21 protein-coding genes are annotated in these 25831 nt (G+C 42.5%); 14 read left to right on the top strand and 7 right to left on the bottom strand.

Annotated features, from left to right (window positions below):
- Positions 1-167: 167 nt before the first annotated feature.
- Positions 168-2171 (bottom strand): transketolase, encoded by a 2004-nt coding sequence (gene tkt / locus CQ839_RS00690; RefSeq protein WP_103666361.1) that lies wholly within the window; start codon positions 2169-2171, stop codon positions 168-170.
- 324 nt (positions 2172-2495) lie between these two features.
- On the opposite strand from tkt, the gene CQ839_RS00695 reads away from it, so the two are divergent.
- The 4 genes from CQ839_RS00695 to CQ839_RS00705 all read left to right on the top strand — a co-directional run bounded on the left by CQ839_RS00695 (position 2496) and on the right by CQ839_RS00705 (position 6486).
- Positions 2496-3617 (top strand): hypothetical protein, encoded by a 1122-nt coding sequence (locus CQ839_RS00695; protein WP_146048665.1) that lies wholly within the window; start codon positions 2496-2498, stop codon positions 3615-3617.
- Between the two features lie 50 nt (positions 3618-3667).
- The gene (locus CQ839_RS00700) at positions 3668-4738 is read left to right on the top strand and encodes a hypothetical protein (protein ID WP_103666363.1); all 1071 of its coding nucleotides are present in this window, start codon (positions 3668-3670) and stop codon (positions 4736-4738) included.
- A 299-nt stretch (positions 4739-5037) separates the two neighbouring features.
- Positions 5038-5184 carry a hypothetical protein gene (locus CQ839_RS24915; RefSeq protein ID WP_181016039.1) on the top strand — a complete coding sequence of 49 codons (147 nt, stop codon included), beginning with the start codon at positions 5038-5040 and terminating at the stop codon, positions 5182-5184.
- Positions 5185-5304: 120 nt separating this feature from the next.
- Positions 5305-6486: an amino acid ABC transporter permease gene (locus CQ839_RS00705; protein WP_103666364.1), complete on the top strand. Its 1182-nt coding sequence runs from the start codon at positions 5305-5307 to the stop codon at positions 6484-6486.
- A gap of 315 nt (positions 6487-6801) precedes the next feature.
- Here CQ839_RS00705 and CQ839_RS00710 read toward each other — a convergent pair whose 3' ends face one another.
- From CQ839_RS00710 to grpE, 3 genes are all read right to left on the bottom strand, one after another.
- Positions 6802-9129, bottom strand: coding sequence for a serine/threonine-protein kinase (locus tag CQ839_RS00710; protein WP_219817701.1), 2328 nt, complete (start codon positions 9127-9129; stop codon positions 6802-6804).
- A 249-nt stretch (positions 9130-9378) separates the two neighbouring features.
- Positions 9379-10731 (bottom strand): methylglyoxal synthase, encoded by a 1353-nt coding sequence (locus CQ839_RS00715; RefSeq protein ID WP_103666365.1) that lies wholly within the window; start codon positions 10729-10731, stop codon positions 9379-9381.
- Positions 10732-10820: 89 nt separating this feature from the next.
- A complete protein-coding gene (gene grpE / locus CQ839_RS00720) occupies positions 10821-11456 on the bottom strand; it encodes a helix-turn-helix transcriptional regulator (protein ID WP_103666366.1) in 636 nt (211 codons plus the stop codon).
- Between the two features lie 106 nt (positions 11457-11562).
- Here grpE and CQ839_RS00725 point away from each other — a divergent pair, with 106 nt between their 5' ends.
- On the top strand, positions 11563-12219 hold the full coding sequence (locus tag CQ839_RS00725) for a DUF2834 domain-containing protein (RefSeq protein WP_103666367.1): 657 nt from the start codon (positions 11563-11565) through the stop codon (positions 12217-12219).
- A gap of 129 nt (positions 12220-12348) precedes the next feature.
- On the opposite strand, the gene CQ839_RS00730 is transcribed toward CQ839_RS00725, so the two are convergent.
- Positions 12349-13206 (bottom strand): fructosamine kinase family protein, encoded by an 858-nt coding sequence (locus tag CQ839_RS00730; protein ID WP_103666368.1) that lies wholly within the window; start codon positions 13204-13206, stop codon positions 12349-12351.
- A 282-nt stretch (positions 13207-13488) separates the two neighbouring features.
- Between CQ839_RS00730 and CQ839_RS00735 the strand changes: the two genes are divergently transcribed.
- The 4 genes from CQ839_RS00735 (at position 13489) to CQ839_RS00750 (ending at position 15864) form a co-directional block, all read left to right on the top strand.
- The gene (locus tag CQ839_RS00735) at positions 13489-13791 is read left to right on the top strand and encodes a hypothetical protein (RefSeq protein ID WP_181016061.1); all 303 of its coding nucleotides are present in this window, start codon (positions 13489-13491) and stop codon (positions 13789-13791) included.
- Positions 13792-14026: 235 nt separating this feature from the next.
- Positions 14027-14374 carry a LapA family protein gene (locus CQ839_RS00740; RefSeq protein ID WP_103666370.1) on the top strand — a complete coding sequence of 116 codons (348 nt, stop codon included), beginning with the start codon at positions 14027-14029 and terminating at the stop codon, positions 14372-14374.
- A 102-nt stretch (positions 14375-14476) separates the two neighbouring features.
- Positions 14477-15298 (top strand): segregation/condensation protein A, encoded by an 822-nt coding sequence (locus CQ839_RS00745; RefSeq protein ID WP_103666371.1) that lies wholly within the window; start codon positions 14477-14479, stop codon positions 15296-15298.
- A complete protein-coding gene (locus CQ839_RS00750) occupies positions 15295-15864 on the top strand; it encodes a PPC domain-containing protein (RefSeq protein ID WP_258040581.1) in 570 nt (189 codons plus the stop codon). Before CQ839_RS00745 ends, CQ839_RS00750 begins: the two co-directional genes overlap by 4 nt.
- A 37-nt stretch (positions 15865-15901) precedes the next feature.
- Here CQ839_RS00750 and CQ839_RS00755 read toward each other — a convergent pair whose 3' ends face one another.
- Positions 15902-16954, bottom strand: coding sequence for an RNA ligase (locus CQ839_RS00755; RefSeq protein WP_103666372.1), 1053 nt, complete (start codon positions 16952-16954; stop codon positions 15902-15904).
- 248 nt (positions 16955-17202) lie between these two features.
- On the opposite strand from CQ839_RS00755, the gene CQ839_RS00760 reads away from it, so the two are divergent.
- Together CQ839_RS00760 and CQ839_RS00765 are read left to right on the top strand one after the other, a co-directional pair.
- A complete protein-coding gene (locus tag CQ839_RS00760) occupies positions 17203-17859 on the top strand; it encodes a response regulator transcription factor (protein WP_103666373.1) in 657 nt (218 codons plus the stop codon).
- A gap of 113 nt (positions 17860-17972) precedes the next feature.
- Complete coding sequence (locus tag CQ839_RS00765; protein WP_103666374.1) at positions 17973-18425, top strand: hypothetical protein; 453 nt, start codon at positions 17973-17975, stop codon at positions 18423-18425.
- 68 nt (positions 18426-18493) lie between these two features.
- Here CQ839_RS00765 and ctpC read toward each other — a convergent pair whose 3' ends face one another.
- Entirely contained in the window at positions 18494-19759 is a 1266-nt protein-coding gene (ctpC, locus tag CQ839_RS00770) for a carboxyl-terminal processing protease CtpC (RefSeq protein WP_103666375.1), read from the bottom strand.
- A gap of 722 nt (positions 19760-20481) precedes the next feature.
- On the opposite strand from ctpC, the gene CQ839_RS00775 reads away from it, so the two are divergent.
- From CQ839_RS00775 to sir, 3 genes are all read left to right on the top strand, one after another.
- A complete protein-coding gene (locus CQ839_RS00775; RefSeq protein WP_219817708.1) occupies positions 20482-21780 on the top strand; it encodes an ammonium transporter in 1299 nt (432 codons plus the stop codon).
- 313 nt (positions 21781-22093) lie between these two features.
- Positions 22094-23596 (top strand): ammonium transporter, encoded by a 1503-nt coding sequence (locus tag CQ839_RS00780; RefSeq protein ID WP_103666376.1) that lies wholly within the window; start codon positions 22094-22096, stop codon positions 23594-23596.
- 195 nt (positions 23597-23791) lie between these two features.
- The gene (gene sir, locus CQ839_RS00785; protein ID WP_103666377.1) at positions 23792-25717 is read left to right on the top strand and encodes a sulfite reductase, ferredoxin dependent; all 1926 of its coding nucleotides are present in this window, start codon (positions 23792-23794) and stop codon (positions 25715-25717) included.
- Positions 25718-25831: the final 114 nt, after the last annotated feature.

Consider the following 25831-nt stretch of genomic DNA (forward strand, 5'->3'; position numbering starts at 1 on the left):
CCTTTTTATGGAGGATTTGATCAACAACTGCTGTAGGACAAGTTAAAACCCAAGAAATTGATTGGCGGCGCTTCGCGCCGCCAATCAATTTCTTGGGTTTTAACTTGGTGTGAGCTATATATGCAAAAAAGCCTGCACCAAGTGCAGGCTTTTTTGCGAGAGGTTAATTAACCAAGAACCTTACGAGCAGTTGCAACCACATTATCAACTGTGAAGCCAAACTTCTCATAGGCAATAGGACCTGGTGCGGAAATACCAAAGGTATCCATACCAACTACTGCGCCTTCAGAACCGACATACTTGTGCCAACCAAAAGTGCTGCCAGCTTCAACACTGACGCGCTTCTTAACAGCAGCAGGAAGTACGGATTCTTTGTACTCATCGGATTGTTCGTTGTAGAGTTCCATCGAAGGCATGGAAACTACACGTACAGCCTTACCTTCAGCAGCCAAGACTTCAGCAGCACCCACAGCAAGCGCAACTTCTGAACCAGTCGCGATGAAGATCAACTCAGGGTTTGGAGCATCAACAACGATGTAACCGCCCTTCTTGGTTCCTTCGATGGAAGTACCAGCCAAATTCTTAACGTTTTGGCGAGTGAAAGCCATCAAAGATGGACGCTTGCGGTTAGCGATCGCAACTTGATAAGTACCAACAGTTTCCTTAGCATCAGCAGGACGCAATACCAAAAGATTAGGAATTACGCGCATAGAAGCGAGGGTTTCGACTGGTTGGTGAGTAGGCCCATCTTCACCGAGCATTACAGAGTCGTGGGTCATGATGTATAGCACACCAACTTCCGACAATGCCGACAAGCGGATTGCGCCGCGCATATAGTCAGCAAATACGAGGAAGGTTGCACCGTAAGGAATTGTGCCGCCATGTAAAATCATGCCGTTCATGATTGCGCCCATCGCATGTTCACGAACACCAAAGCGGAAGTTACGACCTTCATAAGAACCGTATTGGAAGTCAGGCAAACCCTTCACATAGGTCATGTTGGAGTGAGCCAAGTCCGATGAACCGCCGAGGAATTCGGGAAGAACAGGAGACAATGCATTCAAGCAAGCTTCGGAGAGCAAACGGGTTGAGGTTTCCTTTTGGGCAACAGGCTCAAGAGCTTTTTCCCATCCTTCGGGAAGTTCGCCAGCCATGATCCGCTTGTATTCAGCAGCTTCAGTAGGATAGGCTTTTTCGTAAGCAGCAAAGCGCTCATTCCATTCAGCTTCAGCTTTAGCACCCTTGTCGATCGCTTGACGGAAGCGTGCAAGTGCATCGGCAGGAACTTCAAAAGGCTCATATTCCCAACCAAGGTTAGCGCGGGTTGCGGCAACTTCATCAGTACCAAGTGCAGCACCGTGAACGCCAGCTGTACCAGCTTTTTTGGGAGAACCGTAACCGATGGTGGTGGTAACAACAATCAAGCTAGGCTTGTCTTTGACGGATTTAGCTTCTGCGAGTGCTTTAGCGATCGCATCTAAGTCTTCGTTACCATCGGCAACATAGGTGACATGCCAGCCATAAGCTTCGTAACGCATACCGACATTTTCAGTAAATGCGAGATCGGTGCTGCCATCGATGGAGATGCTGTTGCTGTCATACATCATGATCAGCTTGCCGAGCTTGAGGTGTCCGCCCAAGGAAGCTGCTTCAGAAGCAATCCCTTCCATGTTGCAGCCATCACCAAGAATGACATATGTATAGTGGTCAACGATATTGTGACCAGGTTTGTTGAAACGCGCAGCCAAATGTGCTTCAGCGATCGCTAAACCTACGGCATTACCAACACCTTGACCGAGAGGGCCTGTGGTAACTTCAACACCTGCGGTTTCAAAGTTTTCAGGATGTCCGGGGGTAGCACTGCCGAACTGACGGAATTGCTTGATTTGGTCTAGAGGTACACTGTCATAACCAGTTAGATGCAGCAATGAGTATTGCAACATGCAGCCATGGCCTGCGGACAAGACAAAACGATCGCGATCAACCCATTTAGGACTTTTTGGATTAAATTTTAAAAACTGATCAAACAGCACAAAAGCCATTGGTGCTGCGCCCATCGGCAGACCGGGGTGACCAGATTTTGCCTTTTCGACCGCATCGATCGATAAAAAGCGGATGGAGTTAATGCAGAGTGTCTCAAGGGTTTGAGGTTTCGAGGGTGCAGCGACCATAGTTACAATTGCTTAGAAAATTTTTGTACTCAATCAGGTACATTTTCCCCCAAAACTGTCCCAATATAATAATAAATTTTAAGATTTGGTATCGTCTGACTCAATTTATCCCTTAAAAATTAGCTAGACACAGCTCGAAATTCTAAATCCTTAGAGACATTCAAGCAACTAAATCCCAACGTATTGAGGCGGGCGCAGCCCGCCTCAATACGTTGGGATTAATTATTCTGTTGAGAGATCTAGAAAAAGTGAGCGCAACAAAAATGTAAAAATGTAAGTCTTTATTTCTCAACTTGACCGCTATTGCTTTAAGGCTAACTCTGTATGAATTTTGTGCAAATAATCATGCTGGTGCTGTTCTTGCTGCCTGAAGCATCTATACTTTATGCCCCAATAGTCGCTCCTCCAAAACAACAGAAGCAACCAAAAAGTTTGTCTGAAAGTCAAAATGTGATTGCGCCCGATCGCATTCCGATTGCAAGGGGTCAAGTCTCAAAAGTAGGTTCTTCTAAAAAAACAGCGATCGCGCAATGCTCGCCTGACGATTTCAAAAGCTTTTTTGAGCAGTTTGTGCACGGCTCTTTAGAAACAGAGAAATATATTTCGCCAGAAGTCGAAATTCGCGACTATCAAAATCCTAGTAGGCTTTTGATGACGATCTCTAACAAAAATTACGTGATTTTTAAAATAGGGGCGATCGGCAATAAATATGTCATGGGTTCTTTAATACCATTTCTTGGCGATGCTGAGCTATTAAAGAATCGATTAAAACTGGACTTTCAAAGGATCAATGCTAAAACATTTCGCGTGAATTATGTCAGAGCCGAATTTCTGAACGACAAGAAAGATGGAGATGGAACACTTGTCAGAACGTATGGAAACCCAGAAGCTTATGTCTTTGAGCATCGTGATGGATGTTGGCATCTGACCCAACAGTTGTGGCAGTACAAATATTGGAAAGCATCAAAGACGAGAGAACCGTTCACATATACGCCTAGGATTTTTCAAGTTCCTAATTCTACAATTTACATGGCAGGTGACGGTCAGACTCATTATCAGAATCGCATCGTAACTGCTTATACAGATTTGTTTTACTATAAAAAGCTTGATGCTCAGTTTGGATATGCAGAGTCAGGCATACGAGATCGTTGGCGCGAATGGAAAGTAATTCATGAAGTTGTGGCAAAAGAGCTGACAAGGTTTTATTCGCGTTTGCAATGCTCAAGCAAGGAGCTAGTCGGTGTGCCAAGATTTGATGACTATGACGATTCTTCAGGTACATATACCAGCCAATCGCTCGATCGCATCGCCACTGCAATTGCTGAATATCATGCTTTGCAAGCCGATCTGCATCTGAGTCCAGAAGCTGAAAAAAAGCGATGGTTAGAGATTCGCAAACAGATATCGATCAATACAAATGATGCTTGTTCGATTCTTGACAACTAGATTCGTCCGTTGTTTTTTCTCTTTAAATTTTAGTTAGGATGTTTAGCAGCATGAAAAATTGGAGATTTGATTACGATCCCTCTGCGATCGCAACAAGTATTCTTACTGGTTTCATTGGATTAGCCGTAATTGGCTATTCGAGTCCTGCGATTTCAACTGAAGGCGATCGCATCAATAGTAAAAGTACAGAAAAGCCTCAAGTTATCCTTGCAAGCTCGACCAATAAATCTCAAGATTTACCACTCCGAAAAGGAATGATCTATGGCGAAGCGCGTCAAGTCATCATTGAACAAGGTTGGAACCCTAATCCAAATGTTAAGAGCAACTTGAGAAGTACTGTAGTTAAAGCAATATTCGATCGCGGATATATAGAAATTGAGGATTGCTCTGGTACGGGTGAAGCGCCTTGCCGATATGTGTTTGTCAATCAAAATGGAGATCTGCTATATGTCGTTACAGCAGGGCGAAACAGGTTGCTGAGAAATTGGTGGATTGAGCAAAAGTCGCCAGAGCAAACAGAAGCTGCGATCGCAAGCTATCAGGGATTAATTCCTGACGGCTGGATCGTAGAGCAGCAGACTCTAGGTGATTTGAATGGCGATGGGCAGTCCGATATGGTCTTAAAACTCATTCAATCGGGGACTGATACAAATAGAAAGCGATCGCTACAGGTTTTACTCTCAACTCTATCAGGTTGGCAAAAGCTTGCTTATGCATCTAAAATATTGCTTTGTGCGAGCTGTGGCGGAGTAATGGGGACAGAAAATGGCTCACATATCAGAGTTGAAATTAATGATGGAATTTTAGTTCTATATCAATTGCGCGGTAGTCGGGAAGCCATGCAGACCATTCATCGTTTTTGGATTGATCGGAATTCTCAAGAGTTAGTTTGTATTGGCGAAGACATCAATTCTTATGATCGAGTTAATGGCAATAAAATTACTGATAGTCGGAACTTCTTAACTGGGAAGCGGATCATATTAGAGTCGAGAGGGAAGCGGAGCAATAGCCAAGCCCCCCTACGCAGTCTGGAAATGCAAATTTCTAAACAACTACAAAGCATTGAATCAATTGACATCGAAGAAGCTAGCAATAGCACCCCTTCTTTGCCATTAGATTAAGAGCGTGTTTGAGAAGTTTTTTTACCTCCTCTAACTCCCTCTTTACAAGGATTAATGGGGGTAAAAGCAGAAATTTATGCAAGCAAGGAGACTTCTCAAACACGCTCTAATACCAAAACACAAAGTGGCGTAGCCATTTTGTGTTTTTAAAAACCTGTGTCGAAACTCAAACAATTGTTAAGCCAGATTAAAATCAGCGATCGCTAACAATATTTGGTATTAAAATATACACAAGTCAGGAAAAACCTGAATTAAATCCTAAGTCAAGTTCTCTAGAGATTCCTTTGAGGGTGATCAGTATGAACGGTCTTGTAAAGAAACTAACGAATATGGTGGAATATGTGAGCGATGCGATCGCCAAAATTTTCACCCCAAGTAAAGACGATTTCCCTGCCACAGGTGAGCAGCCTTACAAGGGCGATCCTGCTTCTGAGAATTCTAAATAAAAAGAAGAGAGGCGCAAATCGCCTCTCTTCTTTTTTGTGATAAAAGTGCATAATCTTAAGGACGATATGTAAATCATGTCGTCCTTAAGTTCATTTAAGCTCTTTTATAGATGCCGCCCTATGACGCAAAATCCAGTTGCAATACCACCACTAAGATCTCAAAGCCCTTGGCAATGGGCAAAAATAAATCTATTTAGTAGTTGGTTTAATAGCTTACTAACAGTTGCTTGCCTTTATTTGCTTTATCTGTTTGTAAGCAATGTCTGGCTTTGGGCAACGACTCAAGCTCAATGGTCGGTGGTGAGCAGTAATTTGCGACTGTTTTTAGTAGGACTTTATCCTGTAGAAGAGTTTTGGCGATTATGGGGTGTTTTAGCGATCGCAGGAAGTCTCGCAGGAATCTCTTGGGGACTATGGGGCAGATTTAGTCGCACAGTAGCGATCGGCATTAGTTCGTTATCAGTTGCCCTTGCAATCTTACTGCCTGTAGATGGCATATCGAAAATTTTGACTCTAGCAATTAGCGGTGCGATCGCCCTTGGTTTTGTGATCGGTCAACAATCCAAACGATTTGAATCAAGTTCCTTGGTTTTGGCGATCGCATGGCTTTTATCTTTGCCAATTTCTATATGGCTGATTGGGGGCAATCTGGGACTAACTGCTGTTGATGTCAATGCTTGGAATGGACTAGTTTTGACTCTGATTGTGGCAATCTCAGGGATTGTTTTTTCTTTCCCATTAGGAGTTTTACTTGCATTAGGAAGACAGAGTACATTGCCTTTAATCAAATGGTTTTGTGTCTTCTATATTGAAGTTGTACGAGGACTGCCACTAATTGGCATTCTGTTTATGGCGCAAGTTATGCTGCCTCTGTTTTTACCCGCAGGTTTAGAAATCGATCGCGTTTTGAGGGCGATCGCGGCTTTTGTGTTTTTCAGCGCGGCTTATCTTGCCGAAAATGTGCGTGGTGGCTTGCAGTCACTTCCTAAGGGGCAAGCGGAAGCTGCTAGAGCATTGGGATTGAATATCCCCTTAACGATCACTTTAATTGTTCTACCTCAAGCTCTCAAAGCTTCGATCCCTGCGATCGTTGGTCAATTCATTGGTTTATTTAAAGATACTTCACTGGTTGCGATCGTCGGTCTAGTAGATTTGATGGGAGTTTCCCGCACTGTCTTATCGCAGCCAGAGTTTATCGGTCGCTACGCTGAAGTTTATCTATTTGTCGCCTTAATCTATTGGATGTTCTGTTTCTCCCTATCTCAAGCTAGTCAAAAATTAGAGAAAAAGCTGCAAAACTGATATATAGCAATGTAATACCAAAACACAAAGTGGCGTAGCCACTTTGTGTTTTTATAACCCTTACAGGGTTTGGTTTTTAACTCACAGAAGTGTTGTCACACTTTTGTGAATTGGTATAAGAGATAGCTAGGACAAATCAATAATTAATAAAGGCGGAGCTTCGCTCCGCCTTTATTAATTATTGATTTGCGGCGCTTTGCGCCGCTAATCAATTCTTGGGTTTTATTTCCTAGTAAACTTGGCGACAGCTATAGATTTTTGCAAATCTGTATAGCTATGCCATTCTCTTAGGGGCTTAGCGGTAGATAAAAAATGTCAAGCAAACTGACAGGTGTCATCATCATTGCTGCGAGAGAGAGAACTTGGTTGTGTAAAGTCAGTATTTTCGGATGGGTCTTGATTTCCTTCGACAGGATGCATCATTGATTTAGCATCAAGCTGATCGTATAGAGTCTTGACCACCTGGAGAATGTAACTAGCAGCTTGATCGTAGGCACTGGGTTCACTTAGCGATCGCGCTATTTGCCAGATAGATTTTTCGGCTTTTTCAAAGGAAGGATAGGCATAAAATAATTGCCGTAGCAATCCATCTAGACGATGCGATCCCAAGTCATGCCAATTATCGAGATCGGGATCAAAGGGATAGTAAAGTACCGAAAACAGTAAAATTTTTGCACGCATAGAACTTGTAAATCGCATTAGTTCTAATCGCAAATCAAATAAATCGATGGCAATGCGTGGATCAAAAGGAATTTTGCTGCGACCTTGATTGTTTAAGGGAAGGCTATATTGATTGATAATTGGAGCGATCGGTGGCGCGATCGCTTCTAGATTATTTGCATCATTGCGATCGGGATAAAGGGGTTCTAACTTAGTGAGTAGCAAATTGCCGATCGCAACATATTCAGCAGGTTTTGAAACTCTTTGAACTGCTTCTTGCAGTAAAGCTTGCAATTGCAGAAAAGTGGGCATAAATGAGACTAGTTCTCTTAATAGACTTGCCCAGTCAATACTGTTTAGTTGACGCAGATCGCTTTCCCAAACATCTTGATAGGTATAAAACAAAAGCTTTTTTAGACGCATTTGTTGAGCATCTGTATCAATGTTATGAGCTACCCATGCATAAATATCAGAGTTATCGTCTAGATAAGGGTCGTCGAACAGTAATAATTTATCTTCAGTTAAACCAGACTGCTGCTCCGACGGCAATTCTGCAACCAAAGATTCGTTTAGGAGGTCTTTTACTAATCCATTTTGAGAAGTATCGAAAGGAGCAATTAGTTGCGCTGAACCTGCATTAATTACTAGATGATTTGCTAAATAGGCAGGTGGCTGACTAAATATTTGAGGATTTGAATTGAATTGAGAGTAACTTATCGGTTCAGCGATAACAGATACTGGTGATTGCTGATAAAATTTTGAAGCCGCATTAAAAACTATTTTGGCAACAATCAAATATTGGCGCTGTTTTTGAACAGAGATAGTTTTTACGGACTTAACCAAGTTCTCTTTCAAGGCTTCAATAGTTGGATATTGTTGATATAAATCTTCAAGCAATTCCACAAAACTGAAGTTGTTTAAACGATTGAGATCGTTTTCTAAAATACCAGTACATACAAGGCATACCAGTTTCTTTGCTCGTACTGGGTCTTCACTCATCTCAAGGTCATCTGAGACTTCATCGATAAGCATTTCCTTATGGCTCTTAGTAGCCAACTCAGGAGGATTAGCAATCGGGGTCAAATTGCCAATTCCTAGCGGTTTAAGCTCGCTCAAAATAGTCTGAGCTTGAGATTGCATTAATAAAATTTGCAGTGCGTCCAAGACTTCTTTGGCTGATTGATAGCGTTGACGAAAATCAAAACGCACCATTTTATCAATCACATCTGCCAATGTTGCAGTAACTTTAGTGTGATCGCGCCAGCAAAACTCACTGGTAATGGGATCTTCAGGAATTTGGTTTGGCAATATTCCCGTTAGGGCTTGGATAGCAATCACCCCGATCGCATAGATGTCACTTGCAAACATGGTCTTGCCGCTATATTGCTCATTCGGCATGTATCCAGGTGAGCCAATCACCAAGCTTGAAGTATGACCTAACTGACTAATTGGCTGAGTGCTAACTTCTTTGACTGCACCAAAATCAATCAAGACAATTTTTTTGTCACTAGTGCGACGAATCAAATTGCTAGGCTTAATATCGCGATGAATTACTTGCTGGCGATGTACAAAATCGAGGGTGTGCAAAATATCTGTGAGAAAATCAATCGTGTACTGCTCTCCCAAACATTCACCACGCTTAATTTCTTGAGTTAATACATCACCTTCAATCAATTCCTGTGCCAGAAAAAATTCTTCGTCTTCTTCAAAGTGCGCTAACAAACTGGGAATGCATTCATGTCTGCCTAATCGATAAAGTATCTTTGCCTCGTTATCGAATAGTTCACGGGAGATTTTTAAAATATCTGCTTGCGATGAGGCAGGCTTAAGTTGCTTGATCACACAGGTAGGGCGATCGGGCAGATATCCATCTTCGGCAATAAAGGTTTGGCTAAAGCCGCCGCCCCCAAGTTGTTTGACGATTTTATAGCGCCCAGTCAGGGTTTTACCGAGCATAGTCATTTCAGCCAGTACTAACTTCAATATTTTGGCATTTCCTTAACGTCCTAGCAAGTTAATTTTCGCAAGTACCTACAAAATATTTAGAATTGTGGATCTATAGCTATAGTCAGCGACATTAGGACAAAGCCAAAACCCCAAAGAGAGTTGCGGCACTTCGTGCCACAACTCTCTTTGGGGTTAGAGTTAATACAGTTATATAAGCTCCCAGAAGGCAAATCGCCCGCTAAGCGGGCGATTTGCCTTCTGGGAGCATTAGTGTTTCTATTTTGCCTAGCTACTTAATTTAGATGCTTTTCTCACTGGAATCAGGTTGTTAACCAATGGAGCAAAAAGTGTCAATCCGTCTGGGATGCATACTATTTCCACTGGAGTTGTCCCAATGATCTCGCCATCCACTACCACTTTTTGGGGTGGAGTTGCCGTAACCTTAATTTTATTCGTTCTGAAGCAGACCAAGACTTCGTTCTCAATGGGAGTTTTGGCTAATGCAGAAGTAAATAGCTTGCCGATTACATCGATCGCTAATAGGCGATCAGAAAGGTTGAGACTTTCATTCTTGGAAATGGCGATTGTCACGTCAAGTAACCCATCGTTGGGAATTACTTCTCCAAATCCTTGAGCTAAAACTGAAGTCGGAGGTGCTGCATTAGCAATAGTCATCGCCCCACAGTGAAATTGAGTGATTGAGTCATCAATCTCAACTTCGACGGCAAAGAGCTTCTGTTCTAAAAGTTGCTGTGCCCCCGCGATCAGATAAGCAAAAGCTCCCAAAAGATTCTTCATGTCTCGATCAGCCCGTTCGACAGTTTCTGCTTCAAATCCAATACCAGCAAGTAAAATCATCGGAAAATCATTACAGCGAGCCGCATCGACAATGCAAGTATTGCCCGTGAGAATGTTCTCACAAGCTGGCTTTAGTTCTGTCGGAATTCCTAATGCGACAGAGAATGCATTGGCAGTGCCTCTGGGGATAATACCAAGGGGAATACCTGTACCAATCAAAGCATTTGCAACAGCGGAAATTGTGCCATCGCCACCAGATGCAATGATGAAATCTGTGTCAGGGGATGTCGATTTACGTTCCTGAATTGCCGCGATCGCAGCTTTTGCTTGGTCAGCAGGATTAACATCGGGCTTTGTGAAAATCACCTTCAGTTGAATCTGAGGCTCCAAAGTTTGACGAATCATGGCAAGATCCCAATCGGGATTTCCTTGTCCTGCCACTGGATTAAAGATCAGATGGGCGACAAGGCGCTTACCTAGCGATTGCAGTACAGCATCTGCTGTTGCTATGTTAGTAGCTAGAGGAACGTTATAGATTTTGCATATCCGCAACAAAGGTAGAAAATTAGAGCCAAGCAGTTGAGTATGATCGGGATCGAAGAGCCAAATGACACCAGCAACTTCTCCCGCAATGACACGAGCAGCAATTTCAATATCCCCACCGTCGTGCTGCGATCGCATTAGCTCAATCGGAAGACCAGTCGCGGCTTGAATCTGTTTCCCCGTATTGGCTGTTGCAATAGAATTATAGCGAGACAGTGTGGCTTGGTGCTTTTGCGCTAAAGCAACTATGTCTGCTTTTTGGGTGTCATGGGCAATGAAAGCAATAGAGATTGGCATATTATTATTCTTTACAGCAATTTTCGATCAAGGTAACCACAAGAAATTTTTTAAAAAATTTCTTGGTTTGGGTTTAAGCACAAAATGCTTTAAATTGCGATAGAAACCCTAGCCCGATACAACAACTTTTCGCCTTGCATATAACCAACATATCGCACGATCGCAGTATCTCCTTCTTTGATCTCATGACTTCCTTCCATTAATTGATGTTTCTGTGAATCGTAAGTAACTTCGTTTCCAACAGAACCGATCGCACTAATTCCCCATTTTTGCAAAAGCGCATCCAAAGGACGTAATAGAGGCAAAATATTTTTTGCTAGCATATTTGGGTTTTGCTGAGCAGCATGAGCCGCTGATGGTAATTGCAAAATTAGAGATTCCAATTGTTGAATAGTTTCTCGCTCAAACTGCGATCGCAATTCAAATTTTTGCTGCTCAAGTTTTTGCTGCAATCGTTGATATTCTTCGCGCAAGGCTGCGATCGCTAAACTTGGAGATTCTGGATTGCTTGTATTACTGATAAATTTAGCAATTACCTCTGTTACTTCAATTTGGAGTACTTCCGCTAACTTCGCTAAATCGGCATATTTTAAATTTGCCGCATCCCTCTTACGCAGCGTATCAATTGCTCGCCTTGATAGGTTCGTGCGCTCGCCTAGTATTTGAAAGCTAGATATACCAACTTGCTTCATTAGCTGACGTAATATTTCTGTGCGATCGTCCATAGCCTGATTTGATAAAGTTAGTAAAGAGGATGCTTGTTCTCAGCATCGCAGATCTATGCTGACTATTGTACTATCATCGTTTTCTTAGCTTTTTGAATAATTATCTATGCCTAATAATCTTGGATTCTGGTTAATTTGGATTTTATTTGTGGTTTATGCATTCATTTTTGCTCCACCCGATCGCCCTGACACCATAACCCTGATCCAGAAACTGATTGCAGGTGATTGGCAAGGTACTAATGCTTATATTGTGGCACTTTTTAATTTGATGGGTGTTTTTCCTTGCATTTATGCTTGTATGCTGGCTAGCGATGGACAAGGACAGAAAATACCAGCTTGGCCGTTTGCAGGACTTTCATTCTTTTTAGGTGCATTCGCACTGTTGCCTTATTTTGCTTTGCGAGAGCCAAATCCTACATTTGTCGGTAAAAAAAGCTGGAATGTGAAGATTTTAGATTCACGCTTTGCTGGGATTGGGATTAGCGCGATCGCTATTTATTTTGTGCTGTACGGATTCGCTAATGGTAATTGGGCTGATTTTATCCAGCAATGGCAAACTAGCCGATTTATCCATGTGATGAGTTTAGATTTTTGTATGTTGTCGCTGATGTTCCCTTGGTTGCTTAGTGACGATATGGATAGGCGCGGCATGACTGATGATCGCTTTTTTTCATTTATTGCCCTCATCCCACTAGTTGGAGCCTTAATTTATCTATGCTTGCGATCACCTTTAATCGAAAGCGAGCAAGCAACAACAACTTAGGCGATTTTCAAGAGAAAACCTATGCGTAGGGGCAGGTTTTGCAATAAATCTATTGTTAAACCCTTGACTTGTGGCTAAACCTGCCCTTACAGGGACTTTATTATTGCACATCCCCTTAAAGCGCCCTTTTTATTTGCAAATAGTCTCAATCATGCGATTAGCTTGAGAGCCATAGCCGCCACCGAAGAGATTGAAATGATTGAGAATGTGATAGAGATTGTAAAGAGTTTTACGTTGTTGATAGCCTAAATCTAGTGGATATGCAGCTTGATAAGCTCGATAAAACTGCGATGGGAATCCACTAAACAATTCGGTCATCGCCAGATCAACTTCGCGATCGCCAAAATATAGAGCAGGATCAAAAATTACGGGTTCGCCATCCACAAATGCAGCATTTCCGCCCCAAAGATCCCCATGTACCATTGAAGGCTGTGGTTGGTAATCATCAAAAAATCTTGACAAGGACTTATAAATTTTTTCTTCAGGAATATTGGATTGCCAACCTTTTCGTCTTGCCAAACTGAACTGAAATGCAAGCCGATATTCGATCCAAAAATCTAGCCAACTATTTGTCCAATTATTAATCTGTGGCGTTGAGCCGATCACATTATTTTGATCCCAACCAAATCCGCGATCGCTCTTGACGCGATGCATTGCAGCCAGATTGCGACCCATTGCTTCCCAGTCTTGTCTACCGCCTAATTCGAGATTTTCCATCACCAAATAAGCCGCATCACTGGTTAACCCCCAGCAGATCGGCTGTGGTACGCGGATTGTATTGGTTGCATACATTTGCTTTAGAGCGATCGCTTCAGCAACAAACATATCGAAACAGTTAGCGGTATTAGACTTTACAAAAAATTGGCGCTGACCATCGGATATTCGAGTTGTTTGATTGATGCAGCCGCCAGACTGCGCTTGGCGGCGATCGCAGGTAAAACTCTCTCCCGTTGCTTGTGAAATAGCGATCGCAATTTCATCCCACATAAATTAATTCACCAAAATTGAGAAGGTTTGCTAAGCAAACCTTCTCAATTTTGGTGAATTAATAGGGGATTAGGTTAGCTTTCTCAATAAAACGTAACCCTAAAATTTAAGTACGGTTCGTATACTGAGAGCTAAGGATCTAACATTCAAATAAAGAACCATTTTTTTTATGGCGCGGCAAGACGCGCCATAAAAAAAATGGTTCTTTATTAAATTGCAGAACCCTAACAAAATAAATTAATTAAAAAACTTTAAAAAAATATCCTGATAGGTCTAATTATGATGAATAACATTGGTAAATACCGCTTTGTTTGTACCCTTACCCTCAGCGATATTTTGGGGCAGGTAATTGTCTGGTTAGGTGTAATTTTTCTGGCTCTAGCATCAGCACTTTCGCTAATGAGTAAGCCAATTTATTCCTTTGGCGCAGTAGGTTTGATCGTTGTAACCTCTCTACCTTTTTTACTATTCACCTTCGTCACAACCTTATTTAATCACATTGATATTGTGCCTCTGACCGAAGAAGAGATTAAGCACAATAATTCCAAAATATCAGGTGTTCGTAAAACTGCGATCAAAGCTTAAATTAGTGAAGCTCATTTTTATACCAATTCACAAAAGTGTGACAACACTTCTGTGAATTAAAAACCAAACCCTGTAAGGGTTTTAAAAACACAAAATGGCTGCGCCACTTTGTGTTTTGGTCTTACAAGTAAAAAGGAGAGTGGATGCTTTGCGCCACTCTCCTTTTTACTGTAGACATTATGAGCAATGTTTGATAAACCATTAGCTAAGAATTTAGAAACGAGGTCTAACTACTGTGCGCCAGCTTAATTTTGTTGTCTTTTTTACCGTTGCTCTTGCATTAGTATTGTTTTCCTTGCAAAATACTTCCCCAGCCTCCATTCAAATCATCCCTCAGATTAAAGTTGCTGCCCCAATCTCGGTCGAACTGATCTTGGCGATGGGCTTAGGCGCAGTTTTAGCTTGGATATTTAGCGTCTGGTCTGGATTACAAAAATCTATTGACATGCGGAATAAAAATGTTCAGATCCAGAATTTGCAAGAAACTGTCCAGAATTTAAGCGTTGAGATTGAGGAGCGCAAGCGCTTGGTTTCTGCCTCAGCAATCGATGTTGAGATCGACGAAGACAAGTCTAAAAACTAAAATAAAGGGCGCATTTGCGCCTTTTATTTCATTCAAATCAGATTTTATGACTATTTCACCGCAATCGATGATATTTTTAAACATCCGCTTCTCGTAAGCTCCATGACCTTATCGATCGCAGAATCAGTTACCAAAGATGCCATAGCCCTCCTGATCGATCTTGCAGAACGAGGCGAGATTGATCCTTGGGATGTGCAGGTGATCGATGTCGTCGATCGCTTTTTGTCGCGGTTAATTGTTAGCGATCGTCGCGATTTATATGATTCGGGTCAGGCGATGCTCTACGCATCAATGCTGGTATTGCTCAAAGCCAACTCATTATCGGACAGTCAAGCTGTCTATGAACAAGAAGCCGCCGATGATGAAATTGGGGAAGAATCTGAGATGGTCGCTGATGCATTGCGGTTACCAACGGACTTTGATAAACGGTTGCGACGATTGCCTGTGGCTTTGCCTCCAAAAGCAAGACGGATCACTCTAGAAGAGTTAATTGCCCAGATCGAGGCGATCGCAGAAGTAGTTGATCGTAAGACCAGTAAGCCCGCCAAGCGTCCTAGTCAAGGCAAAGTTGCCCGCAAAGCAGCCATGAAAGCGATCGCCCAGCTAGCTCATAAAGAAAATTTATCGGAAATGGTAGAAGAAATTGAGCGCTATTTTTTACTCCATCCCGACGAAGAGATAGAGATATCTGACTTGGCAGCAGTATTTAACGATCGTGTAGGCGTATTTTGGGGCTTATTACTAATGTCTTCACAATCAAAAGTGGAATTGTTTCAAGCTGAGTTTTATGGCAAAATCCAAATTGTGCCAACTATCAAAACTCCATCAATCAAAGAGATCCCATTTCCTAATAGTTCAGCTAATCCCACAATAGAATCTACTCAGTTACAATTGAAATTCGCTGAATTAAAAGAAGTTTCGTGAAGCATCTAATTTTGTTTGACTACCATCCTCCTGAACACCTACAGCAAGCCATGAACAATCGAAGCACTAAACTTTCTGTTGGAACCTCGCAAGGCGAGTTTCTTATAAAAAGTTTAGCTTTGATTTTATCGAAATTTGTTGTAGGTGTAGGTGCGATCGCGATCGGTTTAGCTAGTTTTGCGCCTGTTTCGTTAGCTCAGGTGCGTACCTCCCTCTACAAGCCAACCGCGATCACTAGTGGTGTAGATGTTAGCGATATTCTCACCGACAAAGATATTCCCACAGGGCAGAAAGGATTTGCTCGTGACTATGCAATCACTGTCCAAAAAGATGAACGCTTGGAAATTTCGGTAAATTCTGGAGGCTTTGATACAGTCTTGAGTCTGTTAGATAGTGCTGGCGAAGTTGTTGCCGAAAATGATGATTCTGTTGGTGACAATACCAATTCCCTCATCTTTTTTAAAGTGCGTCAATCAGGAAATTACATTGTGAGAGTTTCCTCATTTGGCGGAAGTAGTGGCGGTAAATTTACATTGAGAGTCAACAAACTTCAAGTTGTAAAATAAAAAATCATTGCGGCGGGCGAAGCCCGCCGCAATGATTTTAACTCTCATCATTATCCATAAAAGGCTTTTCATGGGCGGGTTTAATACTTCGCCAAATATAGTCACTGTAATCTTTTCCATCTAGAAGAGAGAATAAGATCGTGTGATTTTGGCAAGTTAAGATATGTTTTGCCATTTCTTTGCGATCGCTGCGATCGACAACAGCGATAATCCGCTCAAAGTCAATCTTGGCAGTATCTTCAATTTGTTGATATTGCGCAATCAGATTAGACTTAGTTTCTTTTACCCAACTGTAAAACTCATCGGGAACCCGCTCTAAGATATCCTCAAAGGGAGTTTGATCACGCAACATTTCCCAAATCACTTTGCTAGTAACTTGAGTAAGTACACGATGCAATTTCACATAATCAGCAAACTTAAATTTAAGCCTCAATCCACTTGCAAAGCGAATTACAAAGCCCTCTTGATTCTGCTCATTGAGATTAGTAATCGCTTCTAAATCTTTTAATCCATCATATTTTTTAGCGATCGGGAACCCCAAATGTGTGAAGGATTCAATTGCATGTTCTATTCCCGATTCTGTTTCAATTACTGCCAATAATACTAAACCTTCAAACTCTCCATAATCGACAACAATCCGATTTGTGGGATAGACAATCTCAAATAAATAGGTTAGCGATCGATCTAGTAATGGAATTGCTTCGGAATAAATTGATGTCAAGATTTGATTAGCTTTAATGGCTTGATCAGAGTTAAAACTGCCTCTAGAAGCTATATAAGGCTGATCTTGATACCAATACAAGATCCCTAGAGAACCATCCAGCTTTTCATAAACATCAAAAGGTTCTGAGGGAATAGCTTCTTTATGTTCTTGGAGATTAAAAAATTTTGATAAAGGGCGAGCCGCGATCGCACCATCACGATCAAGAATTAAACCCCGACATTGAATGGTTTCAGGAGTCCATAGGAGATCGTACTGAGCTTTGGCAGTGTAGTTATAGATAAATAGATCACCGCTAGAATGAGGGCGTTTGGTGATATATCCTTCACTAATTAGTTGATCGATTTTCTCCAAATTGATAGCACTCATTCTATATTCCCTAGTAATTTTAAATTATCGCAATCATTTTCGATGTTACGAGGAAGAAATTCCTGCGATAGTAGAAGTTTAGGGCTGGCACGGGGACGTAGCCCCTACAGCACCTATATTGTTAAGGTAGGGGCAATCCCCCCGTGGTTGCCCTGCCACGCTAGCAGCAAGAGATTAATCATCTACGTCCCACGTAACATCAGTATATAATCAAGTCAATCAAACTAAATTTAGAGAAATTTAGAATTATGACTGTTGCCACAACATCGAAACCTTTAAAAGTCCTAATTGTTGAAGACGATCCACTTATCCAACTCGGATTAGAGCAATCCCTCTCTCAACAGCCAAATGTCATTGTAATAGGCATCGCAGAAGATGGTTATATCGGTGTAAAAATGGCTCAGGAACTACGTCCTGATATTATCGTGATGGACATTGGGATGCCAAGACTTGATGGAATTTCGGCAACCCAAAAAATTAAGGCAGCATCACCTAATGTTCATATTGTGATGCTTAGCTCCCATACAGATGATACAGAAATTATTGCGGCTCTATCGAGTGGAGCCGATGCCTACTGTGTTAAAGGTACTTCTACCGAAAGTCTTTTAGCAGCTTTTGCCGCCGCTATGGATGGCGCTACTTATCTTGATCCTCAAGTTGCTCGCAAAGTAATGGATCATCTCAAGCCACCAACACAACCTGAAAATACTTCACATCTATCGCAACGAGAATTAGAGGTGTTGAAATTAATTGTTGAAGGCAAAAGTAATCCCGAAATTGCCAAAGTACTCTACCTCAGCCCCAATACGATTAAAACTCATGTGCGGGGCATCATGAACAAATTATCTGTTGACGATCGCGTACAAGCAGCAGTTGTAGCTTTGCGATCGGGTTTAGTAAATTGAGCAAGATCAGTAGCAAAGCGCTAACCTAGCTTTTGGGATCATATGTCGATTGGTAATAACGCTATATAATTAAGACTGAATCTGCTGAGCAACAAAACAGAGCGACAAAAATTGTGGCGCATACCTTTTTAGTGCAACCTGGTAAATGGACTATCGAAGGCAATTGGATAGATAGAGATTCGATGCCAATTCAAGTCAAGGGTAGAACTTTGGTAGGCTGGTCAAGGGATAACTTTTGGTTCACAATGGTTACGAAGCTGACTTTTCCCAACACAGATCGCGAAGAATTAACGATGGCTTACAAAGGCAGGATTGATTCAGACGAGCGACGTTTTACGTTTGTTGTTGATGACAGCTCTCTGGGTAAAGTTGAAGGGGAAGGCATAATTGGGCCAGATTCCATTGTCCAACGTTATTGGGTAATGGGGGACAGAAAAATGCGGACAGGTTTTCAGACTCTTTATCGTCGGGATAGTAATATTTACTCTTTGGCTAGTGGCATTATTGCAGGGCAAAATATTGAAAGCACAATGGAAGCAGTACTAACACGCCATATGGATTCCTAGTAAAAAAAGGCGGACAAAGTCCGCCTTTTTTATGTAAAAAAGAGAAGCTAAGCGTCTCTTTCCCAGCTCTAGCGAGAGCTTACACTTTTAAGCTCAGTCGATAAAATATCGATCGCTTTGGCAAACTGTGGGTCAGAGGTTGTACCAACTAGATCGCGATTTTTATTCAGCTTTTCAAGATCTTCTTTGGTTAGCTCAACTACACGGTCAGGAATGATACCCAAATGATTGATATCGCGTCCGCTGGGGGTGTAGTACTTAGCGATCGTTACTGCCATGCCCGAACCATCACTCAGGGAGTGCACTGACTGGACTAGTCCCTTACCAAAAGTTTTAGTTCCGACAATAACCGCCCGTTTGTTATCTTGCAAAGCCCCAGACAGGATCTCACTAGCACTTGCCGAACCACCATCAACTAAAACTACGAGAGGTTTATTGGTGATAGCTTGACGGTTAGCAGTTAGGCGCTCACTTTCGCCCTTACGATCAATTGTGGAAACAATGGTGGCATTGTCGAGCCACATCCGAGCAATTTCAGCGCTGGAATATAGCAATCCACCAGGGTTTGATCGCAAATCTAATACAAATCCAACCGCGCCTTTACTGACATGGTCTTGGATCGCTTTACGCATGTCGCTTGCTGCGTTGGCATTGAACTGACGCAAGCTGATGTAGCCAACCTTGCCGATATTGGTATCACGAAGCTCAGCTTTGACTGGATGGATCTCAATCTTGGCACGTTCTAACTCAATGTCAAACTGCTTATCGCCACGCTTGATTCCCAATTTAACCTTTGTACCAGCAGGTCCACGGATTAGGGCAACGGCTTGGTTGATATCCATGCCATCGGTTGATTTATTCGCGATCGAAGTAATGATGTCTTTGGTCAAAACGCCAGCACGAGATGCTGGTGAATCTTCAATTGGGGCAACAACAGTTAGTTGTTTGGTTGCATCATCCATCCCAAGCTGAATACCAACCCCTGTGAGTTCCCCCGAAGTATCAATTTGCATACTCTTAAACTGCTCAGGATCCATAAAGCGAGTATATGGATCGTCCAGTAGCTTAAGCATTTCCCTAACTGAGCGATAAGCCTCAGCTTTAGAAGAATAATCGCGATTTTCAACATATTGTCGTCTGACTTGCCGCCAGTCAACTTTATTGAATGCCCCATCAACATATTCGCGATTGATAAGCTGCCAAGCTTCATCAACTATTTCTTTGGGGCTATCTCGAAATGCGGCGATGCTAGGGTTTGCTAGCTGAAAACCAACAACTGCCACAGCCGCAGCTAATGCTGCTGTTGTACCAAGTACAAATCCGCCTTTTGCCATGTCAACTTCCTGAAAAGTGAGGTGTGTGAGGAATACATCTAAAATTATCCCAACTCTAGCACATGAGCTTTTAAGCATGTGATCAAGTTAGCGAAATGTTAGTGAATTAACCCTTTCGGGTTGAGCATTAATGCTTAAATCTAAATCCTGATCTAACTCTAAACCACCACCATTAAATTTCGTATTTTACCTTTGCATTGATGATTTTCAAGGAAAATTATTAGACATTAAAGCCTCAACAGTCACAAATGTGATTTCTAATACAAATTGATGTCTTATAAATTGATGAAATCATCTTTGAATAATTTCTCTATGGTAACCATCAAAATGAGGTTATAAGTGTTGCAATTTTTTAGCCTTTCAGTTATTGAGTCGCTATTTAAAGCAGCACTTATCTCAACTCATTTCGCCTTATTCTGATGACAAGAAAAAATTGTGAAAGGATAGCGTCTGTGATCAAAAAATTTCTACTGAGTTCGTTGCTAGTCTTGTGGTTGGTGAGTTTTCCTTTCACGGGTCAGACTTGGGCGCAAGCAACTACTTCTCCTTCTCCAACTGCAAGCCCGACTGAAACAACTTCTCCTGCGGCTACAGCGAGTCCTTCTCCCAGTGTTGCTCCGTCCCCGACATCCGCTCCAGCAAGTGGAGACGTTGTAACTCTAAGCAAAGAGCAAAAGGAAGCACTCGACAAGCTTCTTGCACCAGCACCAGCGGCTTCGCCAATTAACTCAGGTGATACTGCATTTATGTTGGTAGCGGCTGCTCTTGTATTGCTGATGACTCCTGGGCTTGCCTTTTTTTACGGCGGTTTAGTCAGAACCCGCAACGTTCTGAACACAATGATGATGAGCTTATTGCTCATGGCTGTTGTTGGTGTTACTTGGGTTTTGTGGGGCTATAGCCTAGCTTTTGATGTAGCAATAAAGGCTCCTGAGTTTGGTCAAGGGATTGAAAAATTTATTGGCGGGCTTGATTGGGTATTCCTCAATGGGGTCAAATTTGATGCGCCCGATCCTGTTGGCTACGCGGGTACGATCCCTCACGCGGTATTCATGGTTTACCAGATGATGTTTGCGATCATCACACCAGCTCTGATTTCTGGTGCGATCGTTGAGCGCATGAGCTTCAAAGCTTATTTCTGGTTTATCCTACTTTGGTCTAGCTTTGTTTACTCTCCTCTTGCTCACATGGTATGGGGACGTGGTTTCTTACAAGAGCTTGGAGCTTTAGACTTTGCTGGTGGTACGGTTGTGCATATCAGTTCTGGTGTTGCCGCTGTAGTAGCTGTTTTGGTGGTTGGATCTCGCAAAGATTTTGCAACTAGACCTCACACTCCTCATAACGTTCCTTATGTGCTATTGGGCATCGGATTGTTATGGTTTGGCTGGTTTGGATTTAATGCTGGTAGCGCCCTCGCTGCGGGCCCGCTCGCTGCGGTTGCATTTGTAGCAACTACAGTTTCAACTTCGTCTGGTGGTTTAACTTGGCTATTGGTTGAATGGGTGTTGCGTGGTAAGCCAACTGCGGTTGGTATTGCTAGCGGATTCTTAGCGGGACTTGTTGGGATCACTCCTGCCGCAGGTTTTGTTACACCAATTGGGGCGATTTTGATTGGCTCAATCACCGCAGTCTGTTGTTTTATCGCTGTTAGCCTGCGTGCGAAATTCAAATTTGATGACTCCCTCGATACCTTCTCAGTTCATGGTGTTGGTGGAACTGTTGGCGCAATGCTAACGGGCGTATTTGCAACCAAAGTTGCCTTTGGAGGAGAAGCTAGCCTTGGGCTTGTGGATGGCAATCCTATCCTGATTTGGAAACAGTTTGAAGGTGTTGCTTTTACCTATGTATTTGCTGGGATCGCCACATTTATTATTCTGCAAGTCCTAAAACTATTTATGGACTTGAGAGTTGCCACTTCCATCGAAGAGCAAGGTATTGACTTACCTGTTCATGGTGAAGAGGGTTATGGTAGCGAGTTTGGCTCTGGTGTATTTATCAGTCAAAGTTCAACTGATGGTTAAAATCTCAAAATAATCTCAGACTCAATATCATGGACGGCGCTTTGCGTCGTCTTTTTTTTATAGATGTAATATCAAGGTTTTGACATGGGCTTAGAAAACCTTAAAACCCCAATAAGACTGCGCTCTAATCAATCGCTTAGTTATGCCTCTGAAATTTTTAACTGATATTCCTTATGAAAAATAAGAGCAGCTTATAAAAACTGTATAAAGTTACACAAAACCTAGGTGCTTGAATCTGTTGTTATGAACATAATTAATCCTTGCATTCTTAGTATTTGCATTGGTATGTTACTTCGCTGAGGAGAATTTAAAGGTGTTGGTCTATAAGTCAAATCAAAAGAGGAGACTCAAGAGTTCAGTAAACTGGACTGCTTGTATTCCCCTTGCGGCAATTATCGGTGTTTTTTGGGTGTATGCAGCCACTGCTCAAACTGCTACCCCTACTCCTGAGCCTCTAACTGCTGACAAGGTTCAGGCAAACGTTGCTGCTCTCAAAGTTGGATTAGATACTCTTTGGGTAGTAATAGCTGCATTTCTAGTATTTTTCATGAATGCAGGCTTCGCTCTGGTGGAGTCTGGATTTTGTCGCCGCAAAAATGCGGTTAACATTCTCACCAAAAACTTAATCGTATTTGCGATCGCGACCATTGCTTACTGGGCGATCGGTTTTGGTTTTATGTATGGCGATAATGGCGGCAATAATTTTATTGGCTTGAAAGGATTTTTCTTGAGTGGTGCTGATAATAGCCCTGCAACTCTTGCTGATTATAAAGGCGATTTTCCTGGACTAAGTTGGACAGGCGTTCCTCTAGAAGCTAAGTTCTTCTTCCAATTGGTGTTTGCCGCAACCGCCGCAACGATCGTCTCAGGTGCAGTAGCTGAGCGCATTAAGTTTCTTGCCTTCTTGCTGTTTAGCTTCGTGTTGGTTGCTGTTGCCTATCCAATTACTGGACATTGGATCTGGGGTGGCGGTTGGCTATCAAAAGTTGGCTTCTATGACTTTGCTGGCTCCACCGTTGTTCACTCTTGTGGTGGGTGGGCTGCGCTGATTGGTGCAGCAGTATTAGGAGCTAGAGCTGGTCGATACAGCGAAGATGGCAAAAATCGTGCTATTCCTGGACATAGTATGAGTTTGGCAACTTTAGGTTGTTTGATTCTATGGTTAGGCTGGTTCGGATTTAACCCAGGTTCTACCATGGCAGCTGACGGTCGTTTGATTTCTCATATTGCCTTGACCACTAACATGGGTGCTTCCGCAGGTGGCATTGCTGCAACTATTGTGGCTTGGCTGTATCTTGGTAAGCCTGACCTATCGATGATTGTTAACGGTATCTTGGCTGGATTAGTCTCTGTAACTGCTTCTTGTGCTTGGATTACCTTGCCTAGTGCCATTATCATTGGTGCGATCGGCGGCACAATTGTTGTATTTGCAGTTGGCTTCTTCGACAAGCTGAAGATTGATGACCCTGTAGGTGCTACTTCAGTTCACCTTGTTTGTGGCATTTGGGGCTCTCTAGCTGTTGGTTTATTTGCAGTTGGTCAGACAGCAGATATCGGCGGCGGCTACATTTTACAAGCTAATGCTGGTCCTAAGGCTGGTTTGTTCTTCGGCGGTGGCTTTGATCAACTTTTAGCTCAATTGATTGGTGTTGCCTCCGTTGGTGGTTTTACTGTTGCTTTTAGCTTTATCGCTTGGTACGCAATTTCCCTAATTACTGGTGGTATTCGTGTCGAGGCTGAAGAAGAATTCAAGGGTCTCGATATCTCTGAGCATGGTATGGAAGCATATTCTGGTTTTAGTAAAGAAAGCGAATAAGTTTTTTCAAGATCAAAATAAAAGGTAAACCTTTGCGCTGCCTTTTATTATCCTAATTACGAAAAACAAATAAAAAGGCGGCACGATGTGCCGCCTTTTTATTTTTGTAAAGTTCATCCTAATTCCGATGGGGTTATCGGGGTATAATAGTGGGGCAAAAAAACTAAAAATATACGAAGTTTCGATAGTTGAACCATGACAAACACTTTGACAAATCCTGTAAAAGTATCAAAGGTTGAAGTCCTTAAGCAAAAAAGTAACTTTTTGCGAGGTCCTATCAACACCGAGCTAAATGATGGCAATCCTTTTTTCAGTCAGGATGGCATTCAAATCCTGAAGTTTCATGGTTCCTATCAACAAAAAGAACGCGATTTTGAAAAGAACAAGATTAAAGGCGAAGAAGCTCAATACAGCATGATGTTGCGTACCCGTAGCCCAGGTGGGGTGATTCCTTGGCAGTTGTATTTGGCTTTGGATAAACTATGTAATAAGTATGGCAACCATACTTTGAGAGCTACAACGAGGCAAGGTTTTCAGATTCATGGGATTCTCAAGGAAAATCTGAAGACGGTCATTGCTGATATCACTAGAAACATGGGATCAACGGTAGGCGCTTGTGGCGACATAAATCGTAACGTGATGGCTCCATCTGCTCCCTTTAAAAATAAGCCTGAGTATACGTATGCTCGCGAATACGCTTTTAAGATTGCGGATTTACTTGCTCCACAAGCTGGGGCTTATTACGATATTTGGCTTGATGGTGAAGTGGCGGTTACTTCTTCCGAAGCTCCAGAAGTAACCGAAGCGAGAAATCGTCAGGGGACGGGGACAGCGAAAACCAATATCAGCGAAGTCGAGCCGATCTATGGAGTCCAGTATTTGCCCCGCAAGTTTAAGATTGCGATCGCCGTTGCTGGTGATAACTCGGTTGATCTTTATACCAACGATTTGGCGTTGGTGGTGATTACTAATGCTCAGAAAGAGCTAGAAGGCTTTAATGTCTATGTCGGGGGTGGTTTAGGACGCGCCCATAATAATGATGCAACCATTGTCAGAATGGCTGACAGCATTGGCTTTGTCCCTGTTGCTAAAATCTATGATGTGATTAAGGCGATCGTTTCCTTACAACGAGACTATGGCGATCGCCACAATCGTCGTCATTCTCGCTTCAAGCATATTTTGCACGAGTGGGGTGTAGAGAAATTTAAGCAAGTGTTATTGGATTACTATCCAACAGCACTTGATGCGGCTCGTGAATTGCCTGATTTTAAATATCAGGATTATTTAGGCTGGCATGAACAGGGCGACGGTAAATATTTTGTGGGAGTTTCGATTGAAAATGGTCGAGTTAGCGATCGCGAAGATTTACAACTAAAAACGGCTTTACGCGAAATCAGCGAAAAGTTTCATCATGATTTTGTGTTGACTCCTAACCACAATTTGCTGATTACAGAAATCGCCGCTGATGAAAAAGAGGAGATTCAAAAGATTCTCGATCGCTGTGGCGTTCTAGCTCCTGACAAAATCGATTCCCTAGTGCGTTACTCCATGGCTTGTCCCGCCTTCCCTACTTGCGGACTAGCGATCGCTGAGTCAGAACGTGCCTTGCCAAGTGTATTAGCGAGAATTCGTAAGCTATTAGTCCGTTTGGGCTTAGATCAGGAAACCTTCGTCACCCGTATGACAGGTTGCCCCAATGGTTGCGCCCGTCCTTATATGGCTGAACTTGCCTTCGTCGGTAGCGCTGCCGACGAATATCAGATTTGGTTGGGTGGCAGCTTTGACTCAACTAGGTTGGCTCAACCTTATGTGCAGCGGTTGCATATTAATAATCTTGAAAAAGGTTTAGAGCCGCTATTTGTTTATTTCAAAAATGAACGCACAGAAGGCGAAGGTTTTGGTGATTTTTGCGATCGCAAGGGCAATGAAGATTTACGAAAGTTCGCGGAAGCCTATGTCCCAGAGATAAATGAGAACGAACCCAAAGGCAAACGTAAAGATGTCCGCCATCGAGTCACCCTTTCAGCAAAGTCCTTTGATCTTCTCAAAAAAGCTGTCGAAGAAAAGGGTGCTTCGATGAAGGATCTTGTCGAAACTGCTTTGGAGAAGTATTTGGAATAAGAAGGTTTCCAAAAGAAAATATATCCATGCGTAGGGGCAGGTTTTGGAATAAATCTATGGGTAAACCATTGACTTATTTCCAAACCTGCCCCTACAGGGATTTTGTTTTATTGA

It is taken from the genome of Pseudanabaena sp. BC1403 (assembly GCF_002914585.1).
Lineage (GTDB): Bacteria > Cyanobacteriota > Cyanobacteriia > Pseudanabaenales > Pseudanabaenaceae > Pseudanabaena.